The following is a 20,271-nucleotide window of genomic DNA, read 5'->3' on the forward strand; positions in this document are numbered from 1 at the left end:
ACCAGACATCCTATGATCGATCATTAGGGTGTTTAATGGATTCATGGAAGAAGACCTCGACCCGCAGGAGACCGCCGAATGGCTCGAATCCCTCGAGGCGGTCCGCCGTGCAGCCGGCCCCGAACGGGCCGACTACCTGCTGAAGCGGCTGGCGACGACCACCCGCTACATCAACACCGTCCCGACCTCCGAGGAGCCCGGATACCCCGGTGACCTGGAGCTGGAGGAACGCATCGCGGCGTACGACCGGTGGAACGCCGCAGCGATGATAACCCGGGGCAGCCGGCTGGGGCTCGGCGGCCACCTGGCGACCTACGCCTCGGCCGCCTGGCTGTATGAGGTGGGCTTCAACCACTTCTTCCACGCCGGTCGCGACCAGGTCTACTTCCAGGGCCACGCCTCCCCCGGCATCTACGCCCGAGCCTTTCTTGAGGGCAGGCTGAGCGAACCTCAGCTCGACCTGTTCAGGCGCGAGCCCGAGGGCGGGCTGCCGTCGTACCCCCATCCGCGGTCCATGCCGGACTTCTGGCAGTTCCCCACCGTCTCCATGGGCATCGGCCCGCTCAACGCGGTCTACCAGGCCAGGTTCAACCGCTACCTGCACAACCGCGGCATCAAGGACACCTCGCAGAGCCACGTATGGGCTTTCCTCGGCGACGGCGAGATGGACGAGCCGGAGTCCACGGCCGCCCTCACCCTGGCCGCCCGCGAGGGGCTCGACAACCTCACGTTCGTGATCAACTGCAATCTGCAGCGGCTCGACGGGCCGGTGCGCGGCAACACCCGCATCGTGCAGGAGCTTGAGAGCGTCTTCAGGGGCTCGGGCTGGCACGTGGTCAAGGCGCTGTGGGGCCGGGAGTGGGACGAGCTGCTCGGCTCGGACGAACTGGTGGCCCGGCTGGGCGAGGTGCCGGACGGGCAGTTCCAGACGTTCGCCGCCTCGACGGGCTCCTACATCAGGGAGCGGTTGTTCCAGGGCCTGGACGTGCCCTACTCCGACGAGCACCTGCGGCGCGTCGTCGGCGGGTCCCGGGCGGGCCACGAACCGCGGAAGGTGTACGCGGCCTACCGCAAGGCCATGGACAACCGCGGCGCGCCCACGGTGATCCTCGTGCAGACCGTGAAGGGCTGGACCCTCGGTGCGGGGATCGAGGCGCGCAACGCCAACCACCAGATGAAGAAGCTCACCAAGGACGAGTTCCGCGCGCTGCGCGACCGGCTCGGCCTGCCGGTGCCGGACAAGGCGCTCGACGGCGACCTGCCGCCCTACGTGCATCCCGGCCCGGACTCGCCCGAGGCGCGGTACGCCGCCGAGCGTCGCCGCGAACTGGGCGGGCCCCTCCCCCGCCGCTCGGTCTCCCCCCGCCCCCTGCCCACGCCGGACGAGGCGCCGTTCCGGGCCCTGGAGAAGGGCTCGAAGCAGCCGGTGGCCACGACCATGGCCTTCGTCCGTCTGGCCAAGGACCTGATGAAGGAGCCGGAGACGGGACGCCGCTGGGTGCCGATCGTGCCCGACGAGGCCAGGACGTTCGGCATGGAGTCGCTGTTCCCCACCGCCAAGATCTACTCGCCGCTGGGCCAGCGCTACGAGTCCGTCGACAGGGACCTGCTGTTGGCGTACAAGGAGGCGACCGACGGGCAGATCCTGCTGGAAGGGATCACCGAGGCCGGATCGATGGCGTCGTTCACGGCCGCGGCCTCCAGCTACGCCACCCACGGCGAACCCATGATCCCCTTCTACATCTTCTACTCGATGTTCGGCTGGCAGCGCACCGGCGACCAGATGTGGGCGCTGGCCGACCAGCTCGGCCGCGGGTTCCTCATCGGCGCCACCGCCGGCCGGACCACGATGACCGGGGAGGGCCTGCAGCACGCTGACGGTCACTCTCAGCTCCTCGCCTCGGCCAATCCCGCGTGCCTGGCCTACGACCCCGCCTTCGCCTACGAGGTGGGGACGATCGTGCGTGAGGGACTGCGGCGCATGTACGGCCCGGCCGCCGAGGACGTGTTCTACTACCTGACCGTCTACAACGAGCCGATGCCCCAGCCGGCGATGCCGGAGGGGGTCGAGGAGGGCATCCTCCGGGGGATCTACCGGTTCTCCGACGGAGGCGGCCAGGCCCACCTGCTGGCCAGCGGCACCGCGATCCACTGGGCGCTGGAGGCGCAGCGGCTGCTCCGGGAGGAGTACGGCCTGGGCGTGGACGTGTGGTCGGTCACCTCGTGGAGCGAGCTGCGCCGCGACGCCATGACCGCGACGGGCGTGCCGTACATCCGGCAGGCCCTGGCCGGGACCTCGGGGCCGGTGATCGCGGTCAGCGACTGGATGCGCGCGGTGCCGGACCAGATCAGCCCGTGGATCGACCGGCCGTGGACCTCGCTCGGCACCGACGGATTCGGGCTGTCGGGCACCCGCGAGGCGGTCCGCAGGCACTTCGGCGTGGATCCGCGCTCGATCACGGAGGCCGTGCTCAAGGCGGTGGAGACCGGCCGGGACTGAGCCCGGCCATCGCCTTCGGGCTGCGCCCCGATCGGGGGAAACTCTCCGGTCGGGGCGCAGTAGGCTGCGGAACCGTGCTCATCCTGCTTCCGCCCTCGGAGGGGAAGGCCGAGCGGGGCACCTCTGCCGTCCGCCGGCTCAGCTTCCCCGAACTCGCCTCCCCGCGCGAGAAGGTCCTCGACGCCCTCGTCTCGCTCTGCCGCACGCCCGAGGCCCGCGACGTGCTCGGCCTGTCGGAGGGGCAGACCGGCGAGATCGAGCGCAACCTGGCGCTCCCCACGGCGCGCACACTGCCCGTCGCCGCCCTCTACACGGGCGTGCTGTACGACAATCTGGGCCTCGCCGCCCTTGCCCCCGAGGCCCGGCGGCGGGCCGACCGGAGGATCGTCGTGTTCTCGGCGCTGTGGGGCCTGCTGCGCCCGTCCGACCGGGTGCCGCCCTACCGGCTGTCCATGGGCGTACGGCTGCCGCCGATGGGCGGCCTGGCCGCGTTCTGGCGGCCGTCGATCGGCGCGGTACTCGACGCGACGAAGGGGCTCGTGGTGGACATGCGGTCCGCGACGTACGCCGCCGCCTGGCAGCCCGGCGAACGCGGCGTGGCCGTGCGGGTGCTGCGGGAGGCCGCCGGGAAGCGGACCGTCGTCAGCCACATGGCGAAGGCCACCCGGGGCGTGGTGGCCCGCACGCTCGTCGAGACCTCCGACCGGCCCCGCACGGCCGGTGACCTGGCCGACCTGCTGACCGGCCGGGGACATCGGGTGGAACTGGCGGCGCCGACCGGCCGCGGAAAGCCGCGGACCCTCGACGTGATCGTGGACGAGTGAGTCAGAGATTCAGCCGGGCGCAGGCCCGGCGATACTGCTGCGCCGGATCGCCGAGATGCGACCAGGGCAGCCTGCTGAAGCGGCCGCCCGTCCTGGCGAGATGCCCGCGCGCCGGACGCCGGAGGTCGGACAGGTAGAAGGCGGCGCCGAAGACGTTGTGCGCCTCGACCGAGCGCGGGTGCGCCCCGCCGATGCGCCGCTCGGCCCAGTGGCCGGCGGCCGAGACGATGTCGCGCTGCGCCTCGAAGGAGAACCAGCCGCCCCGGGACATGGGGGTGCGCCCGGCGGCGACGATCTCGAAGTGGGCCATCGGCACGAGTGCCGGGAGCGGGCTGCCCTCCGGGGCGTGCGCGGCGGCGGAACGGGCGAAGCCCAGCATCTCCTGGGCGGAGCCGCCCCAGCCGGGCGACAGGGTGATCAGGCGGGCCAGCGCCCCCGAGTACAGCGCCGGCCACCGGCGGGAGCATTCGTACCAGACCGCGTCCTTGTCGGGGCGCGGCCGGTCCAGCCCGATGGCCAGCCACATCAGGCACTCCCACGGCACCGGGTCGCCCGGCGCGAGCCCCGCCGCCGCCAGCAGCGGCTGCCTGGCCTGGTCCATCGCCGACCGGTAGGCGTGCAGCCGGTCCGCCTGCACCGCCCTGGCCCGCACGTCGGGCCTCAGCTCCCAGGCCTCCTCCAGCCGTGTACGGCCGAGCCACAGCCAGAGGTCGGGATTGCCCTGGTCGTGGGCGAGCAGCGCCTCGATCGACCGGCTCGCCCCGACAGCGGTCCGCGACAGCGCCTCCACCCGCAGCGACCGCGTCTCCGGGTCGCCCCTGCTGTCCGCGAGGACGGCCGACGCCGGTCTGAGGTCACCTCGGGAAGCGGCCTCGACCGCATCGTCAAGCATGGTGTCCGCCCACGGGCGGTCCGGGATCACGTGTGGCCCCCGAGCACGCGCCCGATCCACTTCGATCACTCCCATGAGGCGCGAGCCTAGGAGCGTCAGCGTGCCCGTGGCGCTTCCACGAGGTTACGAGGGCGTTAAGTCGTTTCCCTCAGATCTTTCGCCTGCTGCGGGACGCTCCTACGTCAACGTCCCCCGGCCGTGGTGCGTGGCCGGGGGACGATCGACTCGTGCGTCAGTCCAGGTAGTCGCGCAGCACCTGCGAACGGGAGGGGTGGCGCAGCTTCGACATGGTCTTGGACTCGATCTGGCGGATCCGCTCGCGGGTCACGCCGTAGACCTTCCCGATCTCGTCGAGGGTCTTCGGCTGACCGTCGGTGAGGCCGAACCGCATCGACACCACGCCCGCCTCCCGCTCCGACAGCGTGTCGAGAACGGAGTGCAGCTGCTCCTGCAGCAACGTGAAGCTGACGGCGTCGGCCGGGACGATGGCCTCGGAGTCCTCGATGAGGTCGCCGAACTCGCTGTCGCCCTCCTCGCCCAGCGGGGTGTGCAGAGAGATCGGCTCGCGGCCGTACTTCTGCACCTCGATGACCTTCTCAGGGGTCATATCGAGCTCGCGGGCCAGCTCTTCCGGCGTGGGCTCGCGGCCGAGGTCCTGCAGCATCTGCCGCTGGACGCGGGCCAGCTTGTTGATCACCTCGACCATGTGGACCGGGATGCGGATGGTCCGCGCCTGGTCGGCCATGGCCCGGGTGATCGCCTGCCGGATCCACCAGGTGGCGTACGTGGAGAACTTGTAGCCCTTGGTGTAGTCGAACTTCTCGACCGCACGGATCAGGCCCAGGTTCCCCTCCTGGATCAGGTCCAGGAACAGCATGCCGCGGCCGGTGTACCGCTTGGCCAGCGAGACCACGAGACGGAGGTTGGCCTCCAGCAGGTGGTTCTTGGCGCGGTGGCCGTCCTCGGCGATCCACTCCAGCTCGGCGCGGACGTCGACGGGCAGGCCGTCGGCCTCCTGGGCGAGCTGCTCCTCGGCGAACAGGCCGGCCTCGATCCGCTTGGCGAGCTCGACCTCCTGCTCGGCGTTGAGCAGCGGAACCTTGCCGATCTGCTTGAGGTAGTCCTTCACCGGATCGGCGGTGGCGCCGGCCGCCGCGACCTGGGCGACGGGCGCGTCGTCATCGTCGTCGGTGAGGATCAGCACCTCGTCCTCGGACTGGGCGAGCGCCTCGGCCTTGGGCTCTTCGCCTTCGGCCTCTCCCTCGGTCTCGGTCTCTTCGGTCTCCGCCTCGGCCTCGATCTCGACGTCCTCGACCTCGATGTCGAAGTCCTCGATCTCGACGTCACCTTCGAGCTCGATGTCCTCGTCGTCCTCGGCGAGGTCGGCGGACTTCGGCTTGGTGTCGGCCTTGGCCGCCTTGGCCTCGGGACCCGTGGTGGGGGCCTCCGGCTTGGCGGGTGCGGCCTTCTTCGGCGGAGCGGGCTTGGCCGGAGCCTTGGCGGCGGCCGGCTTGCCGGCGGGCGCCGCGGGCTTGGCCGGGGCGGGCTTCTTCGGCGCCGGTTTGGCGACCGGCGCGGAGTCGGTCACCACGGCGGTTACGGTTTCCGGCTGCGACTCCTTGGCCGCTGCGGATTTGGTGGTCTTCTTGACGGGCGCGGTGGTGCGGCGCTTGGCTTGACCTCGAGAACGCTTGGGAGCCGCGGAGTCGGCGGCCGTCACCACAACGGTCACACCCTCCTTGCTGAGGCTGCGCAGGAATCCAGCGGCTTGCGACATCGGGATGTCCGCTTCCTCGAAGGCCTTGCGGACATCCTCGGACTCGAGGAAACCCTGCGAGCGCCCACGCTCGAGGAGCTGCTGAATCACTGGCTCGTTCAGCTCCGACGGCTTCGAGCGAGTCGAACTTGCAGGCGACACGAACACCTCTCGAACGAACGCATGGCGAGAATGGACCCAGGTGCTTCTTCTTTTCCGGTGGTGAGGTCGCGCAGACCGCGACATGCCATTGTGGCACGCCGCGGTACGTGATACGGCCGCGTCCCGCCGGTTGCTCCTCCACCCTAGGCCGACCGAGACACTAGTGCGTACGGAAGGAGGTCACCGATACCCGAAAGCAACCGTTATGACTGTTTCATTCAGTCACTCTTCGTGGCCGGTGGGACGTGGATCGCGAGTACCGTCACATCATCATCCTGTTCATACCCGGACAGCATGTGGTCCACCAGGAAATCAAGCAGCATATTCGGGCTGCTCAGGACCTCCGGGGGCGCTTCGGCCACGACGGACGAAAGCTCCCTGAGTCCGGCGTCCAGCCCGCGCTTGCGGTTCTCCACCAGACCGTCCGAGTACAGAACGGCGGTGTGACCCGGCGGCACGCAGAACCGGAACTGCTTGCGGCTCGTGGCCCAGCCGAGCGGAGTGCCCGGCTCGGTCTCGTGCAGCAGACCGACGCCCTGCGGCGAGACCAGCAGCGGCGGCGGGTGACCGGCCAGGGCCAGCGTGCCCTCCCCGGTCCCGGGCTCGACGACCATGTACGCCAGGGTGGTGACCTGCTCCTCCTCCTCGGTCGCCTCGAAGACGCGATCGAGCCCCGTCAGCACCGCGGCCGGGGGCGGGTTGGTCAGCGCGAGCGCGCGCATGGCGTTGCGGATCCGGCCCATGCCGGCGGCCGCCTTGACGCCCTTGCCCATGACGTCGCCCACCACGGCCGCCACCCGGCCGTCCTGCAGGACGAACGCGTCGTACCAGTCGCCGCCCACCTGCACGTGACGTGAGCCGGAGCGGAAGCGGTAGGCCAGCATGAGGCCCCGCACCACCGGCAGGCGCTCGGGCAGCAGGCTGCGCTGCAGCGTCTCGGCCGTCTTGTGCTCGCGCTCGAACAGCGTGGCCCGCTCGACCGCGAGGGCGCACTGCCCGGCCAGCGCCTCCAGGAAGACCCCGTCCTCCTGTGAGATCTTCTGGGTCCGCGTGAACGAGAACCGCAGCGCGCCGAGCGCCCGCCCGGCCGCCAGCAGCGGCAGGCCCACCCAGGCCCGCTCGTCCGTCTGCGTGAGAAAGCCGGAGATCTGCGCCTCCTCGGCGCCGGCGTCCTCGAGCTGGGCCCGCAGACTGTCGGGCGACTCGGCGAAGAGCGGGCGGCGGCTGTTGACCGCCATCGTCATCACGTTGGGCTGCGAGAGATCGATCTCCTCGCCCCGGGTGTCCGGGGTGCCGCCGCTGCTGATCAGCTTCAGCGTCGCCCGGTCGAGGTCGAGCAGGGCCACGGACGAGTGGTCGGCGGCGAGGGCCGTACGGCCGACGTCGATGATGACCTGCACCACCTGCTCGACGGTGAGCGCCTCGGCGAGCTGGGCGGTCGCGCCCTGGAGGCGGGCGGTGCGCAGCGCGGCGGCGCCGAGCTGGTCGGTGAGGCGGCCGCGCATCTCCTCGGCCTCACGCTGCGGCGTGACGTCGGTGTTCGCCCCGACCCACTCCACCACGCGGCCGTGCCTGATGATGGGCACGGCCCGGACCTCGAAGTGCCGATAGCCGCTGGCCCGGGTGCGCACCCGGTAGCTCCACTCGAACATCGTCCGGCCGCGCAGCGCCTCACGCCACGCCTCCTCGGTGCCGGGACGGTCGTCGGGGTGCACGGCGTCCAGCCAGCCGTGCGCGAGGTACTCCTCCAGGCCCTGGCCGGTGATGGCCCGCCACTGGGGCGCGTCCTCGGCCACCGAGCCGCTGGGCGAGCTGATCCACACGAGCTGCTGCTGCGATTCCACCAGCGAGCGGTAGCGCTCCTCGCTGCGCTCCAGCACTTCCTCGTTCAGCTGCCGTTCGGTCACGTCCACCCCGAACAGCGCGGTTCCGACGACGCCGTCGTCGTCGCGCATCGGGAAGAACGACACCGTCCAGTGGCGGCTGTCGCCGTTGTCCGCGCGGGTCCTGATCCGCTGGTCGGTGACCGGCAGTGCCTCGCCGGCGATACGGCGCAGCGCCGCCTCGATCAGGGTGGTCAGGTCGGCCGGCAGCAGCTCGGCCGGTCGGCGGTCAAGATGCAGCTCGACAGGATGGCCGGTCAGCTCGGTAAAGGTGGAGTTGACCCGGACGAAACGCCCATCCGGGTTAAAAAACGCGAAGGCAAACGGCGCCTCCGACATCAGGCCTCTGAAGAGGTCGGAGTCTGATATGTCCAAACCGGGCTCCCGGGGCCGGGGCACGGAGGTTTCGGCGCTCATGGTCGGCACCTCCGTCGCGTGCCAGCGTCTCCCACGAGGCACATCTCCATAACTGTGATTGGTAGCGCAGATCTGCCCTACATCATGGGCGATCGGCATACACGGACGGAAGCCCCGCCCGCCATGCGGTCAACGCATCCTGTCAAAAGACCGGCGTCTCGCGCAGGAGGATCCGGCCTACTTTTTGGCCGCCCGCTTCGCCTCCTGCTTGGTCGCGCGAACCAGTTGCAGGCTCTCGCCGTCCACGACGTCGGCCACCGACCGGTGCACCCCCTCCTCGCCGTACGGCCCGGCTGCCTCACGCCAGCCATCCGGGCGCACGCCACACTGCTTGCCCAGCAGGGCCAGGAAGATCTGGGCCTTCTGCCGGCCGAATCCGGGGAGGGCCAGCAACCGGCGCAGCAGCTCGGCACCGTCGCGGACATCCTTCCATACCTTCTCGGCCGAGCCGTCGTAATGATCGATGAGATAGGTCGCGAGCGCCTGGACGCGGGCCGCCATCGCCTTCGGATAGCGGTGGACGGCGGGCGCCGCCGCGAGCAGGGCCGCGAACTGGTCAGGATCATAGGTGGCGATCTCACGCGCGTCCAGGTCGCGGCCGAGCCGGTCGGCGATCGCACGGGGCCCCGCGAATGCCCGCTCGAGCGGCACCTGCTGGTCGAGCAGCATGCCGATGAGCAGTGCGAGGGGGCTGCGGCCGAGCAGCTCGTCGGCCTCGGAATCCTGGGCGAGCCGGATGCGCATGAATTCAGCTTCCCACGCGGCGGCCCGCGAAGGGTTGACACCGCCGGGGAAAGAGGTGAAATAAGGGGCGGCAGGTCCCCATTCAGCGAGGAATGCAGTCCATGCCCGTACTCGCAGCACGAATCAGTGGCGGCCCATCATCGGAGCCGGGTCTTCGTGAACCGGTGGAACTCGTGACCCACCGATTGGCCGCGGAATTCCTGACCGTCCCCCCGTCCACAATCGCCCGCTGCGTCGCCGACGCCTGGGCCTGCGGTCAGCACCTGGGGCTCGACGTCACTGCGGAGATCGTCGAGCGGGTCGCCCGGGAGCGCCTCCTGGGTATGGTGAACTCGGCGCCGCCTTCCCGGAGGTGAGGCGCCGTCCGGCGGCCGCTCCGGCCCGCACCCGTACGGCGGGGAAGGCTGGAGCGGCAGATAACGGGGTAGTCACCGGGCCGTGTTCCTGATGCCCTTGGCGGCGGGAATGCGAGAAGGTGTTCACCGTGAGCGAGCGGAGCGAGATCTCGTGAGTCGCCGGCGCCGACGTGACCCCCGGGAGACCCGGCCGCCGGACGACGTGTTCGCGGAGATGCTGCTGGCGGCCAGGGAGCTGCTCGCCGTGCGCAGCCCGCTCGACGCCGAGCTCATGGTCTCCGACATGCTCGGCGCGTGGTGGGGCAGGCGGCTGCGCGGCGGCGACGTCGAGCAGATCCTCGGCGAGGGCCTGGTGGACTACGCGGCCAAGGCCGGCACGCCGGCCGCGCTCACCCTGCTCATCTCCGTCGCCTACCTCGGCACCGCCCGCCAGGCGGCCAAGGCGGAGGGCGCGGCGCTCGCGCTGATGGAGTCGGACGTCGCCCGGCCCCGCTGGGCCGACCGCGTCGGCGCCGTCAAGCCCACCGGCTGCTACGTCTCCAGGGACGTGTACGGCGACCAGGACACCGTGGTGTGCACGTTCGCCTACAACGGCGAGGACAGGCACGCGCTGGTCGTGGTCGTCGACTACAACATGGGCGGCATGGCCCGTGACGCCTGGGTGTCGTCACATGTCGACAAGCTGCTGGAGCAGGCCAGGCTGGAGGCCGCGGGCAACGCGCTCCTGCGGTTCGAGGAGCTGGAGCCGCAGCAGGCGCGGGCGCTGCTCGAATTCGCGATGAAGGCGGCCCGGGCCGCCGCGCACGGCCGCACCGGCCCGAAGCTCGTGAGCGACAGCTACAGCGCCTATCACGCGTTCGCGCGGGCACGCGTCAAGGCGCTGCCGCCCGGGCGGATGCGGCCCGCGCCCGCGCACGCCGAGGCCCCCTACAGCCGCGACCGCCGGGCGATGCTGGCCGCCGAGTTCCTCGCCTCGGACACGGCGGAGAACCTGTCGGACCCCTCGGCCGCGTCCCGGTGCGCCGACCACATCATCGACTACGGCTGCGACCAGGACTTCGGCCGGCCGATGCGGGTGAGCCCGACCAAGTGCGAGACGCTCCTGCTCGACTGGCTGCCGCGCAAGGTCCTGCTCACCCCGGCCGAGCAGGACGCGATGCCGCACGTGCTGTCGGCGTGGGTGCGTTTCGCCGGCCCCCGGATCGGGCTGCCCGAGGAGGCCGTGCGGGCGACGCTCGACGCGGTCTGGGAGGCGACGGCCCGCTTCACCGAGGCCTACCGGGACCCGACCGCCTTCGGGCTGGACCGCTCTCTCGTGGAACGGCTGCTGCCCGACGGCGACCTGTCGGCGCTGGCCCGGCGCGCGTTCGCGTTCCCCCTGCTGCAGGGCATGCGCGGCTCGACCAGCCTCGACCTGCTGAACCCGGCGGACGAGGCCGACCGGCGCATCCTGCTGGAGATCGACCACACCGACGAGATCGGCCGTACGGACCTGGAGGAGCACCTCGCCTGGCACGAGGAGATCGCGAGCCGGCTGTGGGTGGGCGACCCGCCGCAGCTGTGGGAGGCCGCCCAGCGCCTGATCGACCTGGGGCACGACCGGCACGACGTGCTCCACGTCCTCATCGAGATCGCCGAGCGGATCGGCGACCATCCGGACGAGTTAGCCGCCGCGCTGGACGACATCGCCGACATCCCGGACGAACCTCCCGCCTGACGCCCGGAACTCCTCCCCCTGCGGCAGGATGGACACCGCGCAGAGCTGGGAGACACGGCAGATGAACAACGTGATGGACCTGAACGCCGATCTCGGAGAGGGATACGGGATCTGGCGGCTGGGCGACGACGTGGCCCTGCTCGACCTGGTCACGAGCGCCAACGTGGCCTGCGGCTTCCACGCGGGCGACCCGCTGATCATCCGCCGCACCTGCGCGGCGGCGGCGGACCGCGGCGTGGCGATCGGCGCGCAGGTCTCCTACCGCGACCTGGCCGGCTTCGGCCGCCGGGAGATGGAGGTGGACCCGGAGGAGCTATGCTCCGACGTCCTCTACCAGCTCGCCGCCCTTGATGGCATGGCCAGATCGATGGGCGGGCGGGTGGCGTACGTGAAGCCGCACGGCGCCCTCTACAACCGCGCCTGCCGGGACGAGGAGCAGGCCGGGGCCGTGGTGGCGGCCGTCATGGCCTTCGCCCCCGCCGCCGCGGCGCTGCCGATCCTCACGCTGCCCGGGTCGGCCCTCTCGCGGGTGGCCGCCCGGCACGGCGTTCCGACGGTGGCCGAGTGCTTCGCCGACCGCGCGTACACGCCGGAGGGGACGCTGGTCCCCCGGCGGAGGCCGGGGGCGGTGCTCCACGACCCGGACGAGATCGCGGCCCGCGCCGTGCGCATGGCCACGGAGGGCGTGGTGACGACGATCGAGGGCGGCGAGGTACGCGTCGGCGCCCGGTCCGTCTGCGTGCACGGGGACACGCCCGACGCGGTACGGATCGCCGCCGCGGTCCGCAAGGCGCTCGTGGAGGCGGGTGTGACGGTGCAGCCGTTCACGTGACCGTCAGGACCACGGGCAGGACCACGGGCAGGACCACGGGCAGGACCACGGGCGAGCGCGCGGCGCCGGTCCCCGCACGGGCGCCCCGGCGGCGGCCCGCCGGCCGCCGTTCAGGAGGCGTAGCCGATGTCCTCGTACCTGAGGTCGAAGAACCCGTTGGCCCCGATGTTGGTCAGCGCGGACCGCACGGCCACGCCCTGCGGGCACTGGTAGAGCGGCAACACGTTGACCTTCTTCCACACCAGCCGGTCGGCGTCGTTCAGCAGGCCGGGCACCTTGTCGGGGTCGAGCGTGCTGCCGGCGCGGTACATGGCGTCGTCGATCTGCTTGCTTCCGCTGCGCCCGATGTTGGAGTACCACTCGATGTCGTCGCCCCGGCCGCCGTTCTCGCCGTCCGCGTAGATGTCGAAGGCGCTCGACACCGGGAACGGCGTGCTCGGATAGGCGAAGGCGGTGATGTCGAAGTCACCGGGGATGAGGTGCTTGCCGAAGAAGTCGTCGAAGGACACCTTGCGCACGTCGACCCGGACGCCCACCCGGTCGAGCATCTGCCGTGCGACGTCGGCCTCGACGCCGCTCATGACGATGCCGTCGGGGACGACGAAGCGCAGCGTGAGTGGTTTGCCGTTCTTCACGCGGGTCTTGCCCGACAGCTTCCAGCCCGCCTGGTCGAGCAGCCGCCCGGCCAGCTTCGGGTCGTACCTGCCGATCTCCCCGGCGTTGGCGTGGTAGCCGTACTGGCTGTTCATGAGGAAGTGGTTGTCCAGCGTCACGGTCGGCCAGCCGAGACCCTTGAGGTCCACCTGCATGAGGCCCCGGCGGTCGAGCGCCGCCGCGACGGCCTCGCGCACACGCGCGTCGGCCAGGACAGGGCTCTCCCCGTTGAGCGTGAGCTGCCGATACTGGGTGCCGGCCGCCTGCCGGATCACGGCGTCCCAGGCCTCCCTGACCCTCGCGTAGTCGTCGGGGGACGGGCCCACCTCGAAGACGTCCACATCTCCCTTGGTGAACGCGTGGACCATCTGGTCGGGACGCACGGTCCGGAACACGATGGTGTCCAGCTTGGCCCGGTTGCCCCACCAGGCGGGGTTGCGCGAGAGCGTGACCGTCCTGCCCTTGACGTCGAGGTTCTCCACGCGGAACGGCCCCGCGGTCACCGGGATGCGGTTGATCCAATCGGCGTTGAACGCCGCCGCGGTCGCGTCGGTGGTGCTGGGATACAGCGGCGTGAACAGGGACTGCCACTCGTTGAACGGCTGGGCGAAGGTGACCACCACCTCGCGGTCGCTCGCCCCCCTGGCCACGCTCTGAATGTTCTCGTACGCGATGGTCGAGTCGACCCGGTAGTCCCGGTCGCGGCCGCTCATGGCCTTCCACTGCGCCGCGAAGTCCGTCCAGGTGATCGGCCTGCCGTCCGACCACTTCGCCTTGGGGTTGATGGAGTAGGTGATGACCTGCCGGGGGGAGGTCGCGGTGATCCTGGCGTTGGTCACGTAGTCGGTGTCGAGGGTCAGCCGCCCCCGCTCATCGGATCGGAACGTGCGGGGCATCAGCGCGTCCGTCACCACCTTGACGGCGGTGCTGTCGCCGTCGACGTGGTTGCGGTTCCACTGCGCCGGGAAGTCGGTGAGCCCCCACCGGAGCGTGCCGCCGTCCTTGACCTTGTCGCGGGCCAGCGGGTTGACGTCGTACGCCTTGACCGGGGAGGGGGCGAGCCCGCTGTCCGGTTCACCGGGCCCCCGCTGCACGCCGCAGGCACCGGCGGCCCACAGAGCGGCCAGTGTGGCCAGGGCAACCGGCCATCGTGCTCTCACGCGCTTCTCCGATCCTCCGGCTACCATACGCAGTCGATTAGTAGCAGGAAGTGACGGCCTGCGGCCATCGGGACACGCGTCCGGGGTTTCCTACGACATCAGGACAACTCGTCTACCGCGCTGCGGACGTCCTCGCTCATGATCGTCGTCAGCTCGGCGGCGTTCGCCGACCCCTGCTCGGCGATCCGGACGTCGCGCCGCAGCGCGGCCCGCTCGTACAGCGACCGCGCGAAACGGCCGTTGCCCAGCCCGTCGATGAGCCTCTCGCGGCAGACCCAGTCGAAGACGTCGGCGAGGTCGCGGGCGGCGGAGGCGTCGAACCTGTCGCCGCTCCTCGCGGCCAGCAACTGCGCGATCTCGGTCAGCTCCGACGGCCGGTAGGAAGGGAACGACACGCGCTGGTTGAACCGGGAGGCCAGGCCCGGGTTGGTCGACAGGAAGGCGTCCATCTCGCGCTCGTAACCGGCCAGGATGACGACCACGCGGTCGCGGTCGTCCTCGGCGCGCTTCAGCAAGGTCTGCACCGCCTCGGCCCCGAAGGCGTCGCCCCCCGAGTAGCCGGTGTTGACCAGGCTGTAGGCCTCGTCGATGAACAGCACTCCGCCGAGCGCCCGGTCGACCAGCTCGTTCGTCTTGATCGCGGTGGCGCCGAGATGCTGGCCGACCAGGTCGGCCCGCGACGCCTCGACCACGTCGGGCCGGGCCAGCAGGCCCAGCGCGGAGAAGATCCGGCCGAGGATGCGCGCGACGGTCGTCTTGCCGGTGCCCGGAGGGCCGACGAACACGAAGTGCCGCATCTGCGACTGGACCGGCAGGCCCTGCTCCTGGCGCATCCTGGCCACTTTGAGCTGGGCGGTGATCGCGTGGACCTGCCGCTTGACCGGTTCGAGGCCGGCCATCCTGTCGAGGTCCGCGAGCGCCTCGTCCAGGGTCGGGGTGACCTGGTAGCCGCGGTATCGCGCGGTGATCTCGTTGAACGCCTTGGTCACGTCGTCGGCGGCGACGGTGACCAGGTCCTCGCCGCGCGGCGACCCGCCCGCGCTCACCACGCGGACGTCACGGGCCTGCGCCGCCGCCTCGGCGAGGCTGCGGGCGAAGCGGGCGTTGCCGAGGTCGTCGACGAGCCCGCGGCGCTCCACGTCCTCGAACAGCCGGCGCAGCACGGGACGGGCCTCGGCGGCGAGCCGGTCTCCCCGGCGCTGCTGCAGCGCCTCGGTGATCTCCAGCAGTTCCGGGGGGCTGTAGCTGGGGAAACGCACCCGGGTGGCGAATCGGCTCGACAGCCCCGGGTTGGACGCGAGGAAGTCGTTCGTCTCCCGCTCGTATCCGGCCAGGATGACGATGAGCCGGTCACGGTCGTCCTCGGCCCGCTTGAGCAGCGTCTGCACGGCCTCCGCGCCGAACCGGTCGGGCTGTCCGTCGCCCGAGTTGATGAGGCTGTACGCCTCGTCCACGAACAGGACGCCGCCGAGCGCGCGGTCGATCAGTTCGTTGGTCTTGATCGCCGTGGCCCCCAGGTACTCCCCCACGAGGTCGGCCCGCTGCGCCTCGACCACGAACGGCGTCTCCAGCAGCCCGAACGCGTAGAAGATCTTGGCGAGCGACCGGGCGACGCTGGTCTTGCCGGTTCCGGGAGGGCCGACGAACACGAAGTGGCGCATCGGCCGCTCGTTGGCGTAACCCGCCTCCCTGCGCAGCCGGGCCGCCTCGATCGACGCGGCGATGGCGCGCACCTGTTCCTTGACCGGTTCCAGGCCGATCATGGACTCCAGCTCCGCGAGCGCCTGCTCGACCGTGATGGGCGGCGGAGCGGCGGTCTCGGCCGCGGCGGGCTGGTGGCCGCCCGCCCTCCCGCGCACCTGCACCTGGGTCTGCGCGCCCGCCGCCTCCCGCTCCGCCTCCGCGCGCACCTTGCGGGCCAGCACCAGGCGGTAGAGGAGCACGGCGGCGGCGACGCCGTACGCGCTCCACAGGGCGGCGGACGGCGACAGCGGCGACAGCGACAGCGCGACGACCCCGGCGGGCGCGAGGGACATCAGCGTCGTCAGCCACGGCGGGACCCACCGGATCAGGTGGGCCGCGCCGCCGGTCAGCGCGCCCAGCAGCATCAGCAGGCCGGGCATGATCGACTGCCCGCCGAACGCGCCCATGAACAACGGGAGCAGCAGACCCCATCCGGCGAGCACGAGCACGGTCGCGGCGGCGCGCGGGTAGCTGAGCGCCAGCGCGAGGAAGCACAGCGCCAGGAACGTGTAGATGAACGTGGGCGCCAGCGACCAGTTGAGCGCGGCCGCCACTCCCATGGTGGCGACGAGCAGCACCACGAACAGCGCGCGCCGCGCGAATGGCGGAAGATGGAAATAACGGAAACGCACCTGTTCGAACAGATCACGGGCCGCAGTCCGGCTTAAGAGGCTCGCCGCCCGTGCCCTGTCGGAGTCCCGCATCGACGCCTCCCCGCTTCGACCCCGGTTATACCGCACGTGCGAACGGAATGGGTGGACCCATGCGGCGCGGTGACGACGCACGTCGCCGGAACGGGCCGCCCGCCCGAGGTACGCGGTACGCGGCTACCGGGTGCGGGCCTGGTGGCGTCCGGGGTATTCGCGCATCAGAACCTGCCGCGGCGTGACCCGCAGCACGTCGTCGTCCGGCACGGCGACGCCCCGTACCTCTGCCCAGAATCGCGGATCCCCCACGAAGAGGACCACGCGCGGATCGCGCCGCACCGCCTCCCACGCCTCGTCGCCCGCGATGAGGCGGAAGTCGCCCGCCGGGGTCACCGAGGTCACGGCGCTCACCGCGAGCGCGCGGGGGCCGTCCGTCCCGGTGCAGGCGAGGACCACGTTCCTGGAGTAGGCCGCGGCGTGCCGCACCTCCTCGCTGAGACCCGCCGAGGGGGTCAGGTCGCCGGGGATCCACCTGCCGCGCGACTCCGACGGCACGAGCGAGGCGCGCCACGGGCCCGGCCCGCCGCGCCACCAGGCCCGGGTGGCGCGTACCGCGAAGGCGGCCGCCCCAAGCGCCAGCGCGCCCCAGGCACAGCGCCACAGGGCCACGACGGCCGGGTCCGGTCCCGCGAGGGCCGTCGCCAGACCCGCGCCCGCGGCGCAGAGGGCGGCGACGGCCGGAGCGGTGAGCGCCGCGGCCAGCCACCGGTCCTGCGGCCGCGGCGCGCCCGTCGCCCGCGCCCGCAGCAGCACCGCCGGGACGGCCAGGCACGCGACGGCGGCGAGGGGCACGCCGGCCGCGTTGGGCACCAGCATGAGCGCCGCGGTCGCCTGCCACGCGCGGGCCGCGACGATCCAGAACGCGACGGCGATGTCGCGCGTCGCCGCCCGGTCGGCGGCGCCCGGGGCGAGCGGCACCGACGGCACGCGGGACACCCAGGGCACGACAGATGGCGGGGGCGGCGCGGGTGGCACGGGTGGCGCGGGTGGCGATGGCGCGGGTGGCACGGGCAGCGCGGCGGCGAACCGCCGAAGCGCGGCGAGCGGCCGTCCCCGCCACGTCTCGGCCAGGAGCCTGACGGCGAGCGCCGCGGCGGGGTTCAGGAGCACCAAACCGATCGCCCCCGCCCAGACCTCGCCCACCTCCTGCAGCGCCCCCGGCCTCGGCTCCGGCAGCGTGGCCAGTCCCGCCACGTACGCCGCCGGGGCGAGCAGCCCGAGCGCGACCGACATGGCGAGCCGCAGGTCGCGCCGGAGCATGCCGGGAACGTAGGCCCAGGCGCCCACGCGCGCGGCCTGCCGGACGCAGACCACGAGGACGGCCGCGAGCGCCAGCGCGCCGCCGATCCGCACCTCCCCGTGCATGCCGGGGACAAGGCCCAGGCCGGCCAGCACGACGGCCGCGCAGACCGCGGCCGCCGCGACCGCGAGGATCACGCGCACCTGTCGCGACCAGGTCTCCAGGGCGCGCCGCGCCCGGCCGGTCTCGCGCGGGTCGGCCTCCCAGGCGGGGTCGTGGTGGTCGCGCGGCCGCCGCCAGCGCAGCAGCGTGAGGCCGAGGTTCACCCACGCCGCCGGGTGGTCCCGGCGCCTGCGCAGCGCCGCGCCGTATGCCAGGGCCGCCCCGTCGTGGTCGCCGCGCAGCAGTGCGAGGTCACCGCACAGCACGTGCGGGTCGGGCTCGTCGGGAGCGAACCGGACGGCGCGCCGGGCCTCCGCCCACGCCTCCCGCCACCGTCCGGGGATCCGTCGCAGCGCGCTCGCGAGCCGCAGCCGCGCCGCCCAGGAGCCGGGCGCGAGCCGCACGGCCTCCCGCGCCGCCGCGACCGCCTCGGTGTCGCGGCCGAGACGCTCCAGGGCCGCGCCGGCCAGGCGATGCCCCCATTCGTCCTGCGGATCGCGGCCGATCGCCTGGCGCGCCGCCTCCAGCGCCGCCTCCGGCTGGTCGTGCGACAGCCGGGCCACCGCGACGGCGCACCAGGCGCGGGGGTCGAGGCGGTCGAGCGGGGGCGGCACCGGGGACATATGACTTCCGTCGATATCGCTCCCCACGACCGCATGATCCGTTGCGTTCGGCCGCTTGCCTAGACGCGGGACATATACCTATGGCTCTCTAGAGAGGCGGATCGCCCCACTTGATCACCTGCGGAGATAGGGATCTGGCGATTTGTTCCCGACATCGCCCGAAGGGCTGAGAGATCCGCTTCGCATGGCCTAAGCTGCCACGCATGTTCCAGCGGGCCGGGATCTTGGGGCAGGAGCACTGAACGGACTATGATCATGGTTTCGGTCGAGTCCGCCGCCGTCCGCACCGCAGACGCCCAGCGGGATCACCGCGCGAGCCGGTGGTCGGTGCTCGTGCTCCTGTGTTTCAGCCTGCTTCTGATCGCGGTCGACGCGACCGTGCTGCACATCGCCGTCCCGGCGCTCACCGCGGCCCTGGAGCCGTCGTCCGTGCAGCTCCTATGGATCATCGACAGCTACTCGCTGGTCGTCGCGCCGCTGCTGGTGACGTTCGGCACGCTGGGCGACAGGTACGGCAGGCGGCCCTTCGTGCTGGGCGGCTACGTGGTGTTCGGCCTGGCCTCGCTGTCGGCCGCGTTCGCCGTGACCCCGCTCGCGCTCATCGTCTCGCGGGCCTTCCTCGGCGTCGGCGGCGCGATGATCATGCCGGCGACGCTCTCGATCATCCGGCAGGTGTTCACCGACCGGCGGGAGCGGGCGATCGCGCTCGGCGTGTGGAGCGCCGTCGCCGCCGCGGGAGCGGCCGTCGGGCCGCTGATCGGCGGAGTCCTCGTCGAGCACCTGTGGTGGGGCGCGGTCTTCCTCATCAACGTGCCGCTGCTGCTGGTCGCGCTGCCGCTCGCCGTACGGATCCTGCCCGCGTCGCGGCGTGCCGACCATCCGTGGGACGCGCTGAGCGCGGTGCTGTCCACCCTGGGCATCCTGGCCGTCGCGTTCGGTCTGAAGGAGGCGGGGTCGGGGCACAGCCTGGGCCGCGGGCTCTCGCTGGCCGTGCTCCTGGGCGGCGTCGCGCTGCTCGTCTGGTTCGTGCGGCGGCAGCGGCGGCTGCCGTTCCCTCTGCTCGACGTCGGGCTGTTCGCCCAGCGCGGCTTCGCGACCGGCGTCGGCTGCGTGTTGCTGGCCATCTTCGCGCTGGTCGGGCTGGAGCTGATGCTCGCGCAGTATCTCCAGCTCGTGCTGGGGCTGTCTCCTCTGGAGGCCGCCGTGCGGATGCTGCCGCTCATGGTCGCGGCCATCGCGGGCGGCCTGGCCGCCGCCCACGTGCTGGGGCACGTCGGGCTGCGCGCGACGGTCGGCGGCGGTCTGGCCCTGACCGCGCTGTCCCTCACCCCGGTGCTGGCCTGGGGCACCGAGCCGCATCCGGTGATGCTGGCGGTCTGCTTCGTGGGGATCGGCTTCGGCGTCGAGGTCGCCCTGCTGGCGGCGTCGGACACGATCATGGCCACCGTGCCGGAGTCGCGGGCCGGCGGCGCCGCCGCGATCGAGGAGACGGCCTACGAGCTGGGGGCGGGTCTCGGCATCGCCGTCCTCGGGACGATCACCACGATCGTCTACGCCCCCTCCCTCACGACCGTCCCGGGGGTCCCGGCCGGGCTCATGGCACAGGCGCGTGAGTCGCTGGCCGCGGCCGCGCACGTGGCCGGCGAGACCGGCGCGTCCGGAGCCGAGCTGCTGGACGCCGCCCGCATGGCATTCGTCACGGCCCTGCACTCCACGATCGTCGTCAGCGTGGCCCTGCTCGCGCTCACCGCGCTGGCCGTGGCCCTGCTGCTTCCCCGTCACGGTTCCACCCCCGCGAGCGCCGACGCCGAAGAGCCCGGCGGCGTACGGACCTGAGCCGGCCGGCGCATGAGGGCGGCGCAGGCGGGGAAGTGTCCGGGCAAGTCACCCCCCACCCAG

General features: G+C 72.0%; 13 protein-coding genes. 6 read left to right on the forward strand and 7 right to left on the reverse strand.

All coding sequences use genetic code 11. The features are described from left to right. Positions 1-43: 43 nt before the first annotated feature. Together aceE and FLX07_RS22390 are read left to right on the forward strand one after the other, a co-directional pair. Positions 44-2,500, forward strand: a complete 2,457-nt coding sequence (gene aceE, locus FLX07_RS22385) for a pyruvate dehydrogenase (acetyl-transferring), homodimeric type (RefSeq protein ID WP_142573036.1) — start codon at positions 44-46, stop codon at positions 2,498-2,500. Positions 2,501-2,574: 74 nt separating this feature from the next. Further along, a complete protein-coding gene (locus tag FLX07_RS22390; RefSeq protein ID WP_142573038.1) occupies positions 2,575-3,324 on the forward strand; it encodes a YaaA family protein in 750 nt (249 codons plus the stop codon). A 1-nt stretch (position 3,325) separates the two neighbouring features. Here the strand turns inward: FLX07_RS22390 and FLX07_RS22395 are convergent, their stop codons facing one another. The 4 genes from FLX07_RS22395 to FLX07_RS22410 all read right to left on the reverse strand — a co-directional run bounded on the left by FLX07_RS22395 (position 3,326) and on the right by FLX07_RS22410 (position 9,178). Next, positions 3,326-4,216, reverse strand: a complete 891-nt coding sequence (locus FLX07_RS22395; RefSeq protein ID WP_223853604.1) for a hypothetical protein — start codon at positions 4,214-4,216, stop codon at positions 3,326-3,328. 232 nt (positions 4,217-4,448) lie between these two features. Then, a complete protein-coding gene (locus FLX07_RS22400) occupies positions 4,449-6,134 on the reverse strand; it encodes an RNA polymerase sigma factor (RefSeq protein ID WP_229689884.1) in 1,686 nt (561 codons plus the stop codon). Between the two features lie 218 nt (positions 6,135-6,352). Next, positions 6,353-8,434 carry a SpoIIE family protein phosphatase gene (locus FLX07_RS22405; RefSeq protein ID WP_142573043.1) on the reverse strand — a complete coding sequence of 694 codons (2,082 nt, stop codon included), beginning with the start codon at positions 8,432-8,434 and terminating at the stop codon, positions 6,353-6,355. A 177-nt stretch (positions 8,435-8,611) separates the two neighbouring features. Continuing rightward, positions 8,612-9,178 carry an HhH-GPD-type base excision DNA repair protein gene (locus FLX07_RS22410; RefSeq protein ID WP_142573045.1) on the reverse strand — a complete coding sequence of 189 codons (567 nt, stop codon included), beginning with the start codon at positions 9,176-9,178 and terminating at the stop codon, positions 8,612-8,614. A 173-nt stretch (positions 9,179-9,351) separates the two neighbouring features. Between FLX07_RS22410 and FLX07_RS22415 the strand changes: the two genes are divergently transcribed. The 3 genes from FLX07_RS22415 (at position 9,352) to FLX07_RS22425 (ending at position 12,083) form a co-directional block, all read left to right on the forward strand. Beyond that, positions 9,352-9,534: a hypothetical protein gene (locus tag FLX07_RS22415; protein ID WP_373292602.1), complete on the forward strand. Its 183-nt coding sequence runs from the start codon at positions 9,352-9,354 to the stop codon at positions 9,532-9,534. 214 nt (positions 9,535-9,748) lie between these two features. Further along, complete coding sequence (locus FLX07_RS22420; protein WP_142573278.1) at positions 9,749-11,251, forward strand: hypothetical protein; 1,503 nt, start codon at positions 9,749-9,751, stop codon at positions 11,249-11,251. Between the two features lie 61 nt (positions 11,252-11,312). Continuing rightward, entirely contained in the window at positions 11,313-12,083 is a 771-nt protein-coding gene (locus FLX07_RS22425) for a LamB/YcsF family protein (RefSeq protein ID WP_208762326.1), read from the forward strand. 110 nt (positions 12,084-12,193) lie between these two features. Here the strand turns inward: FLX07_RS22425 and FLX07_RS22430 are convergent, their stop codons facing one another. The 3 genes from FLX07_RS22430 to FLX07_RS22440 all read right to left on the reverse strand — a co-directional run bounded on the left by FLX07_RS22430 (position 12,194) and on the right by FLX07_RS22440 (position 18,372). Then, on the reverse strand, positions 12,194-13,897 hold the full coding sequence (locus FLX07_RS22430; protein ID WP_142573049.1) for an ABC transporter family substrate-binding protein: 1,704 nt from the start codon (positions 13,895-13,897) through the stop codon (positions 12,194-12,196). Positions 13,898-13,995: 98 nt separating this feature from the next. Next, positions 13,996-16,344, reverse strand: a complete 2,349-nt coding sequence (locus FLX07_RS22435) for an AAA family ATPase (RefSeq protein WP_142573051.1) — start codon at positions 16,342-16,344, stop codon at positions 13,996-13,998. A gap of 123 nt (positions 16,345-16,467) precedes the next feature. Next, a complete protein-coding gene (locus tag FLX07_RS22440) occupies positions 16,468-18,372 on the reverse strand; it encodes a CHAT domain-containing protein (RefSeq protein ID WP_142573053.1) in 1,905 nt (634 codons plus the stop codon). Positions 18,373-18,621: 249 nt separating this feature from the next. Here FLX07_RS22440 and FLX07_RS22445 point away from each other — a divergent pair, with 249 nt between their 5' ends. Beyond that, positions 18,622-20,208 carry an MFS transporter gene (locus FLX07_RS22445; RefSeq protein WP_142573054.1) on the forward strand — a complete coding sequence of 529 codons (1,587 nt, stop codon included), beginning with the start codon at positions 18,622-18,624 and terminating at the stop codon, positions 20,206-20,208. The last annotated feature ends 63 nt before the right edge of the window (positions 20,209-20,271 follow it).

The organism is Microbispora bryophytorum, assembly GCF_006874465.1.
GTDB classification, from domain to species: Bacteria; Actinomycetota; Actinomycetes; order Streptosporangiales; family Streptosporangiaceae; genus Microbispora; species Microbispora bryophytorum.